We start from the raw sequence: 16,023 nt of genomic DNA on the forward strand, positions 1-16,023 counted from the left end.
GCATATGGCTGCTTCTCCCTGAGATAGGCGCTTGGTCGATCTCAGGAAGAACAGAAACCAGCCTTACTCCGAACCAGGCACCAATCCCGCTGCCCGGCACAGTAACTCTTCAATCTCATCCCATGGCAGGGGTTCGTTGTGAATCACCTCAACCCGACTGTTATCGCATTCATCCAGTTCCATAATGCTGACAACACCCTCCTGGGCATTAAATGCCCTGGGTCCAAGGTTGGTGTGGACCACGGCTTTCAGACGTTTGGCAGGAATGCTGTTGAACAGATGAAACAGTGCATCGAAAGAAAACACCAGCATTGAACTGTAAAGCCAGCCGCAGCTGAAATGACCCTGTCCCTTGTTTTCCCGCCGGATAAACAGCTCGCCATCAGGCAGTTGCAGGGGCGCTGTTTCCGGCATGGCACTGTGTGAATGGTGGGCATCAGGGTGCAGGGCGACCTGATGACCCTTGGGAAGGTCCAGCCATTGGTGCTCCAGTGCACCATGGGCTACCCAGGCTGTTTTGAATGTTTTGTTTTCCATAGTGCGACAGAAAGCGCGACAGAATTCGTCAAAACGCTCTTTGTCAGCATCCTCACAACAGTCGGTTTTATTGGCGACAATGACATCGGCCAGGGCAATTTGATCCTGAAAGTTTTCATTATCCAGGTAACGTGGGTCTTGCAGATTCCGGGGGTCTACCAGACAAATACTGGCTTTCAGATCAAGCACTTCGCCATAGTGTTCACCTGAAAGGGTTTGCAGGATCTGCTCCGGATGGCCCAGCCCGGTGGGCTCGATCAGAATGCGGTCTGGTTTACTGCGGGCAATCAGCATATTCAGTCCGATCTGCATCGGCAGCCCGGCAACACAGCACATGCAGCCTCCGGGTACTTCCCGGACAACAGCACCTTTGCCTGACATCATGGCGCCATCGATGCCGATTTCTCCAAATTCATTCACCAGTACACCCCAGGTCTCGCCCTTGGGCTTATTGGCCAGCAGGTGAAGGATGGCAGTGGTTTTACCGGATCCCAGGAATCCGGTAATCAGGTTAGTTGGGATTGCTTTGATCATAAAATCTGAAACTGATTGGGTTTGTTACAATATAACGTTTTTAGGGAGGGTATGGGAGAAGAATTTCTTTAAACTCCGCCTATTGATGGAAGAAACCGGAAAATCGTCGATAGTTAGATGTAAGGGATTTTTAGTGTTCAGGGAGGAGATTGAGTTATGGCTGGACCAGTAGCGTTTCTTAGAGGCCTGGTAGGTGCATCACCTTCACAGAGTCCCGAGAGTGTCAAAAGCAAGAAGGTTGGACGGTATAATCATCGTACAGCTGAGGCCGTGGAAGGCAAACCTCTTTTGAGGAATTCAAAAGAATACTATACCGCTGAGGCTAAAAAGCTGGAAGAACAGGCTGGAAGGCTCTTAACGAATCAAGCGAAAGCCCCCAAGCTTGAAAAAGCTGAGGAGATGAGACGGTTGGCCGCAAATGCCCAAACCAATGATCAGCTTCATGCTAATAAACAGCGTGCAGAGGCCAAAAAGAGGATGGCCGAGATTGAGAAAAATAATAATGCCCCTCTGAATAAGATAAAAAAAGCGGCGGATAATGTCGCTAATGCCATCAAACAGGAAGCAAAAGATATTGTGCACGATGCCAAAAGGGCTGTCCGTTTGGTTGAGCGGGATGCTAAAGTAGCTAACGAAACAGATGTAATGAATAAACTGATTGATAAAAGAAAAAAAATAAAATGGTATAAGCAACCTGCGGAGAGCTTCACGCTATGGCGTAAAATAAGGGAGCAGAGAGTCAAGATTGCGCATCTTAATAATAAGAAAATTTAACAGTAAAGCCCCCGTTCAGAGGGGCGTTTTTTTTAGATGAATAGAGTGTTCAGCTCTCAGGGAGGAGAATGAATCATGGCAGGACCAGTAAATTTTCTCAAAGGTTTGGCGGGAGCGTCACCTTCACACAGCCCAGACAAGGTCAAAGTATGGTGGACCCCACTGTCAAGACAGTAAATCAACAAATTTAAGTTAAGTCCTGGCAGTGGTTGAAAATCCCTCATGCAAAGTGAATTGCCTTCGGTGTCTTATAGTCCAGCGACTGATGTAATCGCTCAGTGTTGTAAAACTCAAAGTACTCATCCAGCCCTGCGTGAAGCTCAGGAACCGTCTGAAACTCATGTGTGTATAGCCATTCGTACTTGACGGAACGCCAGAGCCTTTCTACAAAAATGTTATCCAGTGCTCGGCCTTTGCCGTCCATACTGATCTTGATTTCCCGTTCCTGTAAGGGTGCCAGAAAATCATGGCTGGTAAACTGACAGCCTTGATCTGTGTTGAATATGTCAGGCTGTGCCCGCTCCAGAGCACGGTTCAACGCATGGATACAAAAATCTGCATCCAATGTATTTGATAACTCCCAGCTCACCACGTAACGGCTATACCAGTCAATAATGGCAACCAGATACATGAACCCCTGCGGCATAGGGCAGTAGGTAATATCAGTACTCCACACCTGGTTAGGCCTGAGAATCTCAACCCCTCGAAGCAAGTAAGGGTACACCTTGTGCTCCTTGTTCCTCAGACTGGTTCCAGGTTTTGGCCCTACACCCTGTATGCCCATCAGCTGCATGAGCCGCTGAACACGCTTCCTGTTGACTGGATAGCCCTGGTTATTCAGCCACGCTGTTAACCTGCGACTGCCGTAATACGGTGTACGTGTATACTGTTCGTCAATCAAGCGCATCAGGCTCAGGTTCTCCAGGCTTTCCTGAGCCTGAGAGGCTTGGTAATACCAACTTGACCTGTTTAACCCAATCAGCTCACATTGTCGCTGAATGCTCAGTTCTGGATGATCTGGCTCAATGCACCTCCGCTTCTCATCAGTGGACATTGCCTGATTTTTTTTTCAACCAGTCCAGCTCCATTTTGAGCCGACCGATCTCTTGGTAAAGTGGCGCTGTCAGCGTTTCCGGATCAACCTCTGGTCTTGTCCTGCCGAAGACCTCTGAAATCCCTTGGAGCAGTTGACGCTTCCACTGACTGACCTGCACAGCTGCAACTTCATGCTCACTGGCCAGCTGGTTTATAGTCTTATCGCCCTTGTAAGCTTCCAGTGCCACCTGTGCCTTGAACTCGGGCGCGTGTCGTTTTCTTTTTGCTGCCATGATTCCCTCCTTTAGGGTCATGTTACAGCCAGAAAACTTAACTTAGCTAGCTGTCCAGTTTATGGGGTCCACTATAAAGGCGAGCAGGTTGGACGATACAATCATCGTACTGCAAAGGCTGTAGAGGGTGAACCCATTCTGAAGAAATCAAAAGAACATTTCATCGCTAAAGCTGAAAAGCTGGAAAAGCAAGCTGGAAAGTTCAGATCGAAGATTGCGAAAGAGGTCACTCTTGGAAAAGCTCAGGACATGAGAGCCCATGCTGAAAGTGCTAAAACCAATGCTGAGCTCCATGCTGAAGAAAGGCTTAAGGACAGCATAGCAGCTGAAAGAATGAGAAAAAAACAGACGGGTGCCCCGGATCAGGCCAAAAGCAAGCAGGTTAAACAAGATGATCATCCTACGGACGCAAAGGGTAGGCCGATCCTGGAGGGATCAAAAGAATACCTTTTCGCTCAGGCTATAAGGATAGAAAAGGAGGCTGCAAGTTGCGTAACCAGGCTTGAGTACGCCGTCAAAATCAATGAGGCGTATTCTCTGAAAATCGATGCCGTAAATGCTAAAAGCAATGCTGAGCTCTATGCTGAAAAAGAGTCAGAGGAAGCCAAAAACCGAAAAAAACAGAGTAATCCTCTGGATCAAATAAAAAAAGCGGCGGGTAAGGCGGCTGATGCTATCAAGCATGAAGTAGCCGAGCTTCGAAACGATGGTGTAAAAAAACTCAGTGATTGGGAACGTAAAGTTAAACTGGCCGACGAAGATGAGATATTGGACCTTCTGATTAAGAAAAAAGAAGTAACTATTCAGCCCCCCCCTGTAATCGACTGGTATTTTCGTGATTTTGTGCCACCCTGAAGTACAGTTTCCTGGTCGTATGCCGCTATGAGTCAGCTTACTCCCGAATTTCAGATGATTGTCGCCCTCCTTGCCGTTGTGAATGAGCTGCAAGAGCAGGTGACCGTGCTGAGCCAGCAAGGGGCAAAGCTGGAGACGGAGAACAAAGAACTCTCAGCTAGACTCAATACCAACAGCCGCAACAGCAGCAAGCCTCCATCCTCGGATGGATATGCAAAACCCAACGCCAAAGCAAAGGACTCTTTAGAGGCGACGGAGAGCGACCCAAAAGACGAAAAACCCAACCCAAAAAGCTTACGAAAGAAGTCAGGTCGTAAGCCTGGCGGCCAGAAAGGTCACAAGGGTTCTACGCTTCGACAAGCTGCTAAAGCAGAGCATACCCACTACCACCCTGTCATTGACTGCGAAAATGCGGTTGCTCGCTGCGTTCGGAAAAAACGGTTAAGCGGGTTGAACGACAAGTGTTTGAACCTGGTCGTTTTGGTCACTTTGAAGTGACTGCTCATGTAGCAGAGGTCAAAAAGTGTAGCTGCGGTCATGTAACGCAGGCCAGCTTCCCTGAAGGCGTAGACTCTCATGTGCAGTATGGGCCCGTTACTCAGGCACTGGCCGTGTATCTTTGCCAGTATCAGCTGGTGCCTTACAAGCGTGCTTCCCAGTTCTTCATGGATATTTTCGGATTAGAGGTTAGCCCGGGTTCTATCTGCACCTTCCAGGAAAAGGCTTATAACCAGTTAGCCAGCACCGAACAGGCTATTGCCGATGCCCTCAAGGTAGAACCCATTGCCGGTGCTGACGAAACAGGCATGAGAGTAGCCGGGGCGCTATGGTGGATGCATGTCCTTCGTACTGAAAAATGGACGATGTACCACCTTGATCCCAGTCGAGGTCACTCCGCCATAGAGTCCATGGGCATCTTACTGGCCTTTGCTGGAATATTAGTTCATGACCACTACAAGGCTTACTTCCGTTATGCTGCACTTCATGCCCTCTGCAATGCCCATCACCTAAGAGAGTTACAGGGTGTTGTTGACAGGGACTGCAACCATCTTGCCGCACGCTTGCAACGGTTACTGAGACTGGCCTGCCATCTCAGCAACGGTTTCAGAAAGATTGGCATGAAGGCTATGCCAGAAGTGATTTACCAGCGCATTGCCTCACTGTTCGAGCGGACAGCGAGAAGAGCGCTGGCTGAAGAGGCTGAGTATATGGAACGAGTACGGCAACGGCTGGGTCGTGACAAAGTCAAAAATACCAAAGCCTTCAACCTGTTTAAGCGGTTGGTGGAGTTCAAGGACGAAACCTTGAGATTCATGACCGACCTCAACATCCCCTTCGACAATAATGGCAGTGAACGAGACATAAGAAATGGCAAGGTGAAGCAAAAAATATCGGGTTGTATCAGAAGCAAGAAAGGAGCGAAATGGTATTGCCGGATACGGAGTTATGTTTCATCGGCGAGAAAGCAGGGTCAGAACGTTTTCGAAGCCCTGCTTATAGCCATGAAGAATTACTGCGGTCATCCTTTGCTGGGTGCTGAATAGTTACAAAAAGAAACATTGAACTGGCGTAAGAGCCCCGTACAAAACTTCAATCTGTGGTTGGACATAAGGACACAGACAGCCAAAGTCGATAAATTTAAGGATAAAACTTAACAGTAGCGTAGCTGCTTACAGGGAAGTTTTTTTAGTCATATTGACTTCCCTCAGTCCTTCAATATGACTCCCCAGCCGCCAGATAATGAATAAACCCACCAATGTCGCGACTGATTCAAAAATAAGGTCGGATTGCTCTATCGGTGCCAAAGCCAATATTAAAAAGAGTGGCAGGCTGAACACCAGCATTCTCATGGTAACGACCCATCCTATCGAAATCAGCCGGGTCCAGAACTGTTCTCCCTGACGACCGCCATTGCAAAGCCAGACATAAAAGATGGCAATGAAAGGAGCAGAACATTCTATGGCTTCAAGCCAGCCTGAATGAGAAAAGTTGTCATGGGTGCTTTCAGAAAAAAATCCCAGCGTCAGAAGCGCCAGCCAGCACAGCGTGTAGAGATACGTTTCCCGACCAGAAAGCGGCTTCTTCCTGAGTCGCTGTTTTAGCCAGTTAATATTCCAGAACACCACGAACTGCATAATCGCACCCTCCACATCCAAATCCATCCAAACAGCTTGTGGACTTTAGAGGTTACTGGCAATGAATAGTTCCCCAGTCAGATCAACAGAAAACCAATGCCTGCAAACAGGGGCACCATCCAGGCAACAGGCAGTTTCCAGACCGCCAGCAGCAGATAAGCCAGTAATGCCAGGGCAACATCCTGTGCATCCTTGATGGCCAGAGTGATCACCGGGTTGTAGAAGGCTGCCAGAAGCAAGCCCACCACCGCAGCATTAATGCCATGAATGGCGGCTCTCAGTGTTGGCATCGCTTTCAGACGATTCCAGAAAGGCCAGGCCGCTGCCAGCAGTAGGAAAGAAGGCGCAAAAATACCCAACAAAGCCGCCAGTGCATGGGAAATACTGTAGCTGCCACCGTATACACCCCCCAGGAAAGGAGCCAGGGCAAACATAGGGCCAGGTACCGCCTGAGCGGCACTGTAACCTACCAGAAAGGCATCCGGGGTCACCCCGCCAGCATGAACCACTTCAGCCTGAAGCATGGGCAGAACGACATGACCGCCGCCAAACACCAGGGCGCCGGCACGATAGAAACTGTCAAACAGGTTCAGGCTGGTTGAGTCTGACATGCCTGCGATGAAAGGCAGTAAGAGCAAACCGGCAAGGAACAGAACCAGGGCGGTAAACGCTTGTCGTTTACTGCCTTTAACCTGGGCCTGACTATTATCCGCTGACTGATTTTTGTAGATTATGAATCCACAGGCACCCGCAACAAAAATCACCCCAATCTGGGTGAACACATGGGGCAGCACCAACATGGCTCCTGCTGACAGAATCGCTAGTGTCACTCTGGGGCGGTCCGGGCATAATGATTTCCCCATTTTGATGAGCGCGTCAGCCACTACCGCAACGGCAAACAGCTTGATGCCCTGAAGTATTCCCATAGCAGCAGGAATACCGGATATTTCACTGTAGCCCAGCGCCAGCAGAATCATGATCAGGGCCGAAGGCAAGGTGAACCCCAGGAAGGCAGCAATAGCCCCCGGCAGCCCGGCGCGTTCAAAACCTATGCTCATCCCCACCTGGCTGCTGGCCGGTCCGGGCAGCATCTGGCAAAGGGCTACGGTGTCTGCGTAATCCCTTTCGCCCAGCCACTTGCGACGTTCCACAAACTCTTTATGAAAGTAGCCGATGTGGGCCGTGGGTCCTCCGAAGGCGTAGCAACCCAGCACCAGAAAACGCCAGAAGACGTCAAGAATCGAGTGTCTCATAAGCGGTCCTCATCAATGTTGCCCGCTATTGTAGGGATGGACCTGTCATTAATCGAATCAATTCAGTTGTTGGAAATCCTTGCAGGTAGGGTTCTGTGCAAGAATTCTGCCTGTTTTTTCGCAACTGGTGGCTGTCTTATTGAATCTACTGATTGTGGGAAGGGGCTTTGGTTGAGTATGCTTCGAATGTACTTACAGATTAACCATCGGAGTGAATAACAATGGGTCTTGGTGGAATCAGTATCTGGCAGTTATTAATTATTCTGCTGATTGTCGTGATGTTGTTCGGCACGAAAAAACTGAAGAATATGGGCGGTGACCTGGGTGGTGCGGTGAAAGGTTTCAAGAAGGCGTTAAATGAAGAAGAGAACGACGCCGCTGTGAAAAAGGCCGCACAGGAAGACAGCACTCAAAAAGAAATTTCCCATAAAGCCTGAGGCTATTGGGGGCCAATACAGTCCCCGGTAGATATGAGCCTATTTCTGCAGGTTTTTTGAGGATAATAAACACATGTCATCTACTATCGAGAGCAATGACGAGCAGAAGCCGCTGGTTCAGCACCTGCTTGAGCTGAGAACCCGTGTCCTGCGCAGCATGGTGGTTGTGCTGATTATTTTTGCCGGGCTGTTCTACTTTTCCAGTACGCTCTATGAGTTCTTTTCAGAGCCTCTGAGGGTTTTCCTGCCGGAAAACACCAGCATGATCGCGACCGACGTTGCATCACCCTTTCTGGCACCTTTCAAACTGACCATGATCCTGGCACTGTTTGCCGCGATTCCTTTTATTCTGAATCAGGTATGGGGGTTTATTGCACCAGGGCTTTACAAGCATGAGAAAAGGCTGGCGGTGCCACTGCTGGTGGCCAGTGTCGTCTTGTTTTATGCCGGGGTCGCCTTTGCTTACTTTGTGGTCTTTCCGCTGATTTTTGGTTTCTTTACCAGTACCGGTCCTGAGAGCGTCGCGGTGATGACCGATATAAACAGTTACCTGAATTTTATTCTGAAACTGTTTTTTGCCTTCGGTATGGCATTTGAGATTCCTGTTGCCACAGTGCTGCTGATCTGGTCGGGCATCTCAACCGTTGAGTCCATGTCCAAAAAGCGTCCGTACATAGTCGTAGGTTGTTTTGTCCTGGGCATGTTGCTGACACCGCCCGATGTGATTTCCCAAACTTTGCTGGCTGGCCCGATGTGGCTGTTGTTTGAGGTGGGTATTCTGTTTGCCCGTCTGACTTCTCGAAAATCAAAGGAAGTGCAAGTTAAATCTTGAATATTATCTGGGTGCTGATGGTGGCAATCATCTTTAAAACGACCGTGGGCTGGCTGGTGTGGGTCGCCTTGATTGTGCTCTATCTGCTTTCGGTTACCCCTGTTGCCAACCTCTTGGCCAGGGGATTGGAGACCTATCCTCCTGTTGATACGGAGGTTTGTAAAAAGGCCGATGCCATTGTGCTGTTGGGGGGAGGCAGGCCCAGAAGCTCTCCCGAACTGGAGGGGTATCAACCGACCTCTTTGTCACTTGAGCGCATTCGTTATGCCGCCTTGCTGTACCGGGAGTGTCGAGTCCCCATTCTGGCCACCGGGGGTGGTGAGCGACCGGAGTCAGAAATGATGGCCAGAGTGCTCAAAAATGATTACAACGTGGATGTGACGTGGATAGAAAATCAAAGCACGACTACCTGGCAAAATGCTCAGAACAGTAAAAAGCTGTTGGATAAAGAACGACTGGATAAAAAGCAGCCAACCGTTGTCCTGGTCACCCATGCCTGGCACATGCCCCGGTCAGTGATGAGTTTTAAAAAGGCGGGCTTTACAGTGATTCCGGCACCGACGGCATTTATCTCGAAAGAGATTCCCTGGCGAAAAGGTGCTTACTGGATACCGAGGGTTCGAAACCTCAGGACCAGTGAACTGGCTCTGCATGAATACCTGGGATTCGCCTGGTACTGGCTGACCCACCGATAGAGAGGGCTATTTGATGATGCCACCTTTAGTGGCTCGTCCCGGATCCAGAATTTTCTTCAAAGCCTCTTCCGACATGCCGGTTTTTTCTTTAGCGACCTCAATGACAGGTCGTTTCTCGCGGTACGCCTGCTTGGCAATTTCTGCCGCCTTCATATAGCCAATCAACGGGTTTAGTGCTGTCACCAGGACGGGATTGCGGCTCAGTGTTTCTTTGATATGAGCTTCCTTGACGGTAAAGCCAGCTATCGCCTTATCGGCAAGAATCAGACTGCTGTTGGTGGCCAGAGTAAGGCTGTTGATCAAATTGTTGGCGATCAGTGGCAGCATGACATTGAGCTGAAAGTTGCCAGATTGGGCGGCAATAGCGATGGCTGCATCCAGTCCCATGATCTGGGCGGCCGCCATGGTAACCGATTCAGAGATCACCGGATTGACCTTGCCCGGCATGATACTGGAACCAGGTTGCAGGGTTGGTAGTTCGATCTCACCCAGTCCCGCCAAAGGTCCACTGTTCATCAGGCGCAGATCATTGGCGATTTTCATCAATGACACCGCCACACTGCGAAGGTCAGAGGACAGCTCAAGTGCTGTGGCTGGCATACTCTGGGCAGCAAAGAAGTTACTGGCAGGCTGGAAAGGCAGGCCGGTATCCTGGCTCAATTGATGGCTGACTTTTTCGGCAAAGTCATGATGGGTATTGGTTCCGGTTCCTACCGCGGTGCCTCCCAGAGTGAGCTGATAGAGACGCTCAAGGGTTTGTTTGATTCGCTGTCTGTCGTTGTTAAGCAGTGCCATCCAGCCACTGATTTCCTGACCAAACGTCACCGGCATGGCGTCCATCATGTGGGTTCTGCCGGTTTTCACGGTATTCTCAAGCTCCACCCGACGTTTATCCATGACTTCCAGAAGATGATCCAAAGCAGGCAGCAGGTGATTGTGAACCAGCAGCGCAGAAGACACATGAATAGCAGAAGGAATCACGTCGTTACTGCTCTGCCCCATATTGATGTGGTCATTGGGCGAAATTTTTAACCCTGAAGAACGATTGATCAGATTACTGATCACTTCGTTCACATTCATATTACTGCTGGTTCCGGACCCGGTCTGGTAGACATCGACAGGAAACTGATCAGCGTATTCTCCTGCAATAAGCGTGTCTGCCGCTGCAATAATGGCCAGGGCATGTTCATCAGACAGTAACTCAAGTGACTGATTGGTTCGGGCGGCGGCTTTTTTGATGCGGACAATGGCTGTTATGAAAGGATGGGGCAACGGCTGGCCACTGACAGGAAAATTCTCAACCGCCCGCTGGGTCTGGGCACCGTACAGGGCGTTCCTGGGGACGCTCACTTCTCCCAGACTGTCTCGTTCAATTCGTACCCCGGATGAGGGTTCTGTAGAGCTGTACATAGCTGTTGATTGTCCTATTAATAGTGCCATTAATAGCGCCGGAGTCAAATATCGCCAGGGCTTTAGCATGAAGCTGGAGTTTGCCATTGAATCGAAACCCTATTCGGTCCGGAATTCGAATGTGAACGCCTCCATCATAGACTCTTCATTTCAGAAGCGAGACTTCTGGGATCTTCTTGCGCTGAGCACTGACACTACCATCATTAACAGACTCAGGAATAAAACAGGCCAGGATCCAAACACCATGAAAGGCGTATTGCCTGTCATGACTTCAGCGGTACCTCTCAGTACTCCGGGTTTGAAGCGTTCGATGCTTTCAGCCACTCTTCCTTTGTCGTCTATAAGGGCGCTGATACCGTCATTGGTCGCACGAATCATATATCGACCTGTTTCCAGTGAGCGCATACGGGCCATCTGAAAGTGTTGCTCAGGGCCAATGGATTTGCCAAACCAGGTGTCATTACTGATGGTTATTAACAACCCACTGTCTTTTGCCTGCTGGGCAGCAAAGTCAGGGTAGACCACTTCATAACAAATATAAGCGGTAATTACCGCATTAGGGATTCGCAGTTTTTCCTGCCTGCTATGACCGGGGCTGAAGGCCGACATAGGCAGGTCAAAGAAGCGGATCAGGCCGCGCAGGGCTGAATCGAAAGGGACGTACTCGCCAAAGGGAACCAGCTTCTGTTTGTAGTACCGACCTTCTCCCAGACCCATGGCGAGTATGCCGTTGTAATAGTTTTCGTCGACCAGGGATTTTGTCTCTTCCGATCGCTCATCAATCGGCAAGCCGATAATCAGGGCGCTGTTGTGTTCAGCGGCTTTACGATTGAGTTGGCTGAGCACGGATCGGGCCTGACTGTAGAGAAGAGGTATGGCATTTTCAGGCCAGACGATCAGCTCCTGATCCCACTCGTCTTTAGAAAGCCCGTAGTAAGTAGCCAGCGTTTCCTCAACATAGCCTGGATCCCATTTCAGGAGCTGGGGGATATTCCCCTGAACTGCGCTGAAACTGATCTCTCCCACGGGCCGGGTCCACTGGATTTTAGCCAGTGGCACGGAGGCAATCCAGAACAGTAAGGTGATGGACAGGGCGATCAAAGGTGGGTTCCGATTCGCTCGATCAGTGACCAGAGTTGCAGTAATCAGGGCCGCAGTGGTAGCCATGAGCAGACTCAAACCAAAAACACCAACGACAGGTGCCCAGGATTGAACAGGCGTGTCGAGCAGTGCGTAACCCTCAAGCAGCCAGGGGAAACCGGTGAGCAGCCAGCTGCGAACCCATTCAAACAGTGTCCATAATCCGGCGAACAGCAGGGCCTGCTGCCAGGGCGCCTGAATATTGAACCGATGCCTGATTTTTGCATAAAGATAGAAAAGCGGCATGACCATGATGGTTGCCAGCATCAGAACGAACAGAAAGGTCAGCAGGCCTGCCAGCGGGGCTGAGGCCGCCCCAAAATTATGAATGCTGACATAAATCCAGGAAGTGCCTGTAACGAACAGGCCCAGTCCAAACAGTAAACCTCGGACAGTGGTCGTTTTTACCGTTTCTGTGCGGGTATAGGCAAAGCCGGTTGCTGTCGCAAGGATCAGGACAGGCCAGATGTTAAAGGGACTGAAACCCAGTGGAAACAGGCTTCCGGCCAACAGTGTGACAAGGTGACCGAAGTAGAGCGTTTTTTTGTTCATAAATGGAATACGGAAAAGTCAGCTTCCTCGACACCCAGTGGTCAGAGCAAGTCTGGAAAGCCAATGGTCCTGAGTTCTATCAATCAGTTTGCCAGAGTTTGAACTAGACGGAGCTGACTCGCAACAATCGAATTCGGCGACCATCGGAATTCAGAACATCAAACCGGAAGCCGTCGATCTCCACGAACTCATTTCGTTTGGGCATATGTCCAAATTCCTGCAGGACGATGCCCCCAATGGTATCGAACTCGTCGTCGCTGAAGTTGGATTCAAAATGTTCGTTAAAGTCTTCTATCGGGGTCAGGGCCTTGACAATAAAAGTGTGGGCCTGCTCCTCAACCGGTTTGATGAAGCTGTCCTCTTCAACGTCATGCTCGTCTTCTATGTCCCCGACGATTTGTTCGAGAACGTCTTCAATCGTGACCAGTCCGGCGACACCCCCAAACTCATCAATGACGATGGCCATGTGGTTACGGTTGGTACGGAACTCTTTCAGGAGTACATTCAGACGTTTGCTTTCGGGAATGAAGGTGGCAGGACGAAGGTGATCCTTGATATTGAATTTGCCATTCTGAAGAATCAGCGGCAGAAGATCCTTGGCCAGAAGAATGCCGATAATCTCGTCTTTGGTATCGCCGATGACGGGAAAGCGTGAGTGGGCCGATTCGATGACCTTGGGCAGGAAATCCCTGGGCTCCTGGTCTTCATCAACGCAGACCATCTGGGAGCGTGGGATCATGATTTCCCTGGCCTGCATATCGGCTACCTGGACCGCTCCCTCAATAATACTGAGAGCCTCATGATCAATAATGCCTCTGAGTCCGGCGTCATTGAGCACAGTCAGCAACTCGCTCCGGTTTTGAGGGTTCTGGACGAAAAGAGCCGTCAGTTTGTCTTTCCATGTCGGGGCGGGCGAGTCGCCCGGCGCAGTGTCGTCGTTCATTACCGTGAAGGCCTCTCATGACAACATTGCATGATTCGGCCTGCTTCTCCTATGGTTATGATCCGCGCTTTTCGAGCTGGTACGGATCAGGAAAACCCAGACTTTGAAGAATCGCTGTTTCCAGAGATTCCATCGTCAGGGCTTCGTCTTCTTCAATATGGTCATAGCCCAACAGGTGCAGTGTGCCATGAACCATCATGTGAGCCCAGTGTGCCTGAAGGGTTTTATTCTGTTCCCTGGCTTCACGTTCAACCACGGGGGAGCAGATGACCAGATCGCCCAAAAGCGGCAGGTTAAGTTCTTCCGGCAGGTCAGAAGGAAAAGACAGAACGTTGGTAGGCCCTTCTTTCTGGCGCCACTGCTGATTGAGTTCGGCACCTTCTTTGAGGTCAACAATACGCAGGCTGATTTCGGCTTCCTGGCGGTGATCACCGATAGCCGCAGCGGCCCATTTGTGCAGGTCCGCCTGGGAGGGGAGTTCGGAACTCTCGCTGGCTATTTGAATGTCGACAAGAACGTCTGCTGGCATTACTGAACCCTTGCAACAGATTTATTCTGATGCGCCTGATCAAAGCGATCATAAGCCTGCACAATTCTCTGGACAATCGGGTGACGGACGACGTCTTTGGCGTTAAACCAGGTGAAGCCAATGCCGTCGACCCCTTTGAGAACATCAATGGCATGAGCCAGACCAGAACGGGTGCCCCTGGGCAGGTCGACCTGGGTAATGTCACCGGTAATGACCGCTGTTGAGCCAAAGCCGATACGGGTCAGGAACATTTTCATCTGCTCTGGCGTGGTGTTCTGGGCTTCATCAAGAATAATGTAAGAATTGTTAAGGGTACGGCCACGCATGTAAGCGAGGGGCGCAACTTCGATCACGTTTTTCTCAATGAGTTTGTCGACCCGCTCAAAGCCCAGCATTTCATAAAGTGCATCGTAGAGCGGACGCAGATAAGGATCGATCTTCTGAGACAGGTCACCTGGAAGAAAGCCGAGCTTCTCACCGGCTTCAACCGCAGGCCTTACCAACAGGATGCGACGGATTTCCTCTTCTTCCAGAGCCTGAACCGCCGCTGCCACCGCCAGATAGGTTTTACCGGTGCCGGCCGGGCCAATACCAAAGTTGATGTCGTGAGTCAGGATGGAGCGAACGTATTTCTGCTGGTTCTCACCTCTTGGGGAAACGGTGCCCTTGCGGGTACGCAGAGTGATCAGGTTGTCGGATTTGGGTTCGTGGACCCACTCAACCGCAGACTCCTGGAGGTAGAGATGCACGGTCTCAGCGGTCAGGTGTTCGGTTTTTCCGGTCTCCCTGTAGAGGCGCTTGAGTATCTCAGAAGCCGCCTGGGTATTCTGATGCTCGCCCCTGACGGTGAACTGGTTGCCACGATAACGGATATCAACACCAAGGCGCTGCTCTATCTGTTTCAGGTGCTGATTGAATTGTCCGCAGAGTTCTGCGAAACGACGGGGGTCGTCCGGTTCAAGGAGGAACTGACAGGTCTTACCTGCGCTTTTTGTCGGTGTTGCCTGGATCTGGGTATTCAAGTCGAGAATTCAGCTCTTACTACGATTCATATTGGTTAAGCATACACTCTTGATTAAAACCGCAACGAGCGCAACACCCGCTGTTATGGCTAAGGTTCAAGCTACCTTGTCAAACACTTAAAGTTGAAACCCACAAGATAAATTCACCTTTTGACGATCTATCTTGTGTCTAGCCTAATTGATTTTGCGATTGTTGCAACTTTATTTGGCTGTTAAATCAAGGATTGTTTGTCATCAGAGAATATGCTCCAGTCCGTAAACCAGTTCAGCCTTGTTATGAATGTACTCACTGGCCATCAGAATGCCCGGCATATAGCTGGTGCGCTCAATGGAGTCGTGACGGATGGTCAGGTACTGGCCCGTGTCACCCAGAATCACTTCCTGAGATGCAACAAAGCCGGGCATACGCACGGCGTGCAGTTTTATTCCCTGATAATCACCGCCCCGCGCGCCTTCAATGTTGGCGACCTGGTCATGAGTACCAACATTGAACTTCTTGCGCTCTTCGCTCATCAGTTCAGCTGTTTTTACGGCAGTACCCGATGGGAAGTCCACTTTTTGCGGGTGGTGGTATTCAATGATCTCAGCGTATTCATAATAACGGGCAGCCTGTTTGGCAAACTGCTGCATCAGCACGTTACCGACGATGAAATTAGGCGCAATAAAGCAGCCTTTGCCGGTTTCTTTGACCCAGCCCTGAATGGTTTCCAGATCCTCCGGTGTAAAGCCGGTGGTGCCGACCACGACGGCAGCACCAGAGAACAGGGTGTTCTTCACGGTTTCCATACGGATTTCCGGGCGGGTAAAGTCAACGACAATATCGGCGGAGTTCTTTTTCACTGCTGTTGCCAGGTCGTCGCCCAGGTCAATAGTGGCGGCCAGTTCCAGACGGCTGTGTTTTTGAACAAACTCAACCACGGTTTGTCCCATTTTGCCTTTGGCTCCGTTCACAGCGACTCTCAAAACTGACATGGTTTGCTCCGTGATTAGTTTGTCTGGTGTTATGGGAATGCCGCCTGAAGGGCGTCAGGTGGCATGCAGGTTGAG

Annotated in this window: 17 protein-coding genes; 7 read left to right on the forward strand and 10 right to left on the reverse strand. The window is 50.3% G+C overall.

Annotated features, from left to right (window positions below; translation table 11 throughout):
* Positions 1-63: 63 nt before the first annotated feature.
* The gene (locus K7B67_RS23420; protein ID WP_252178254.1) at positions 64-1,071 is read right to left on the reverse strand and encodes a GTP-binding protein; all 1,008 of its coding nucleotides are present in this window, start codon (positions 1,069-1,071) and stop codon (positions 64-66) included.
* A gap of 156 nt (positions 1,072-1,227) precedes the next feature.
* On the opposite strand from K7B67_RS23420, the gene K7B67_RS23425 reads away from it, so the two are divergent.
* Positions 1,228-1,845 carry a hypothetical protein gene (locus K7B67_RS23425; RefSeq protein ID WP_252178255.1) on the forward strand — a complete coding sequence of 206 codons (618 nt, stop codon included), beginning with the start codon at positions 1,228-1,230 and terminating at the stop codon, positions 1,843-1,845.
* A 220-nt stretch (positions 1,846-2,065) separates the two neighbouring features.
* On the opposite strand, the gene K7B67_RS23430 is transcribed toward K7B67_RS23425, so the two are convergent.
* Positions 2,066-3,173, reverse strand: a protein-coding gene (locus tag K7B67_RS23430; RefSeq protein ID WP_252178256.1) for an IS3 family transposase whose coding sequence is annotated in 2 segments (ribosomal slippage) — positions 2,066-2,906 and positions 2,905-3,173 — 1,110 coding nt in all. Because the reading frame shifts where the segments join, the coding sequence is not laid out codon by codon here.
* A 249-nt stretch (positions 3,174-3,422) separates the two neighbouring features.
* Between K7B67_RS23430 and K7B67_RS23435 the strand changes: the two genes are divergently transcribed.
* From K7B67_RS23435 to K7B67_RS23445, 3 genes are read left to right on the forward strand one after another with little or no spacing between them, the layout of a single operon-like run.
* Positions 3,423-4,028, forward strand: coding sequence for a hypothetical protein (locus K7B67_RS23435; RefSeq protein ID WP_252178257.1), 606 nt, complete (start codon positions 3,423-3,425; stop codon positions 4,026-4,028).
* Between the two features lie 27 nt (positions 4,029-4,055).
* A complete protein-coding gene (locus tag K7B67_RS23440; RefSeq protein WP_252178258.1) occupies positions 4,056-4,526 on the forward strand; it encodes a DUF6444 domain-containing protein in 471 nt (156 codons plus the stop codon).
* Positions 4,490-5,572, forward strand: a complete 1,083-nt coding sequence (locus K7B67_RS23445; RefSeq protein WP_252178259.1) for an IS66 family transposase — start codon at positions 4,490-4,492, stop codon at positions 5,570-5,572. Before K7B67_RS23440 ends, K7B67_RS23445 begins: the two co-directional genes overlap by 37 nt.
* A 126-nt stretch (positions 5,573-5,698) precedes the next feature.
* On the opposite strand, the gene K7B67_RS23450 is transcribed toward K7B67_RS23445, so the two are convergent.
* Both K7B67_RS23450 and chrA read right to left on the reverse strand, forming a co-directional pair.
* Positions 5,699-6,163 (reverse strand): hypothetical protein, encoded by a 465-nt coding sequence (locus K7B67_RS23450; RefSeq protein ID WP_252178260.1) that lies wholly within the window; start codon positions 6,161-6,163, stop codon positions 5,699-5,701.
* Between the two features lie 77 nt (positions 6,164-6,240).
* On the reverse strand, positions 6,241-7,416 hold the full coding sequence (gene chrA / locus K7B67_RS23455) for a chromate efflux transporter (protein ID WP_252178261.1): 1,176 nt from the start codon (positions 7,414-7,416) through the stop codon (positions 6,241-6,243).
* 221 nt (positions 7,417-7,637) lie between these two features.
* Here chrA and tatA point away from each other — a divergent pair, with 221 nt between their 5' ends.
* The 3 genes from tatA to K7B67_RS23470 all read left to right on the forward strand — a co-directional run bounded on the left by tatA (position 7,638) and on the right by K7B67_RS23470 (position 9,380).
* Positions 7,638-7,853: a Sec-independent protein translocase subunit TatA gene (gene tatA, locus K7B67_RS23460; RefSeq protein ID WP_252178262.1), complete on the forward strand. Its 216-nt coding sequence runs from the start codon at positions 7,638-7,640 to the stop codon at positions 7,851-7,853.
* A 73-nt stretch (positions 7,854-7,926) separates the two neighbouring features.
* Entirely contained in the window at positions 7,927-8,685 is a 759-nt protein-coding gene (tatC, locus tag K7B67_RS23465) for a twin-arginine translocase subunit TatC (protein WP_252178263.1), read from the forward strand.
* The gene (locus tag K7B67_RS23470; RefSeq protein WP_252178264.1) at positions 8,682-9,380 is read left to right on the forward strand and encodes a YdcF family protein; all 699 of its coding nucleotides are present in this window, start codon (positions 8,682-8,684) and stop codon (positions 9,378-9,380) included. The genes tatC and K7B67_RS23470 overlap by 4 nt, the downstream gene beginning before the upstream one ends.
* Positions 9,381-9,386: 6 nt before the next feature.
* On the opposite strand, the gene K7B67_RS23475 is transcribed toward K7B67_RS23470, so the two are convergent.
* The 6 genes from K7B67_RS23475 to dapB all read right to left on the reverse strand — a co-directional run bounded on the left by K7B67_RS23475 (position 9,387) and on the right by dapB (position 15,948).
* On the reverse strand, positions 9,387-10,790 hold the full coding sequence (locus tag K7B67_RS23475) for a class II fumarate hydratase (RefSeq protein ID WP_252180637.1): 1,404 nt from the start codon (positions 10,788-10,790) through the stop codon (positions 9,387-9,389).
* A 150-nt stretch (positions 10,791-10,940) separates the two neighbouring features.
* Positions 10,941-12,482, reverse strand: coding sequence for an apolipoprotein N-acyltransferase (lnt, locus tag K7B67_RS23480; protein ID WP_252178265.1), 1,542 nt, complete (start codon positions 12,480-12,482; stop codon positions 10,941-10,943).
* A gap of 103 nt (positions 12,483-12,585) precedes the next feature.
* Complete coding sequence (locus tag K7B67_RS23485; protein WP_252178266.1) at positions 12,586-13,425, reverse strand: transporter associated domain-containing protein; 840 nt, start codon at positions 13,423-13,425, stop codon at positions 12,586-12,588.
* 55 nt (positions 13,426-13,480) lie between these two features.
* The gene (gene ybeY / locus K7B67_RS23490; protein ID WP_252178267.1) at positions 13,481-13,954 is read right to left on the reverse strand and encodes an rRNA maturation RNase YbeY; all 474 of its coding nucleotides are present in this window, start codon (positions 13,952-13,954) and stop codon (positions 13,481-13,483) included.
* Complete coding sequence (locus K7B67_RS23495; protein WP_252178268.1) at positions 13,954-14,976, reverse strand: PhoH family protein; 1,023 nt, start codon at positions 14,974-14,976, stop codon at positions 13,954-13,956. Before K7B67_RS23495 ends, ybeY begins: the two co-directional genes overlap by 1 nt.
* A gap of 234 nt (positions 14,977-15,210) precedes the next feature.
* Entirely contained in the window at positions 15,211-15,948 is a 738-nt protein-coding gene (dapB, locus tag K7B67_RS23500; protein ID WP_252178269.1) for a 4-hydroxy-tetrahydrodipicolinate reductase, read from the reverse strand.
* Between the last annotated feature and the right edge of the window lie 75 nt (positions 15,949-16,023).

The sequence above is a fragment of the Endozoicomonas sp. 4G genome, assembly GCF_023822025.1.
Lineage (GTDB): Bacteria > Pseudomonadota > Gammaproteobacteria > Pseudomonadales > Endozoicomonadaceae > Endozoicomonas_A.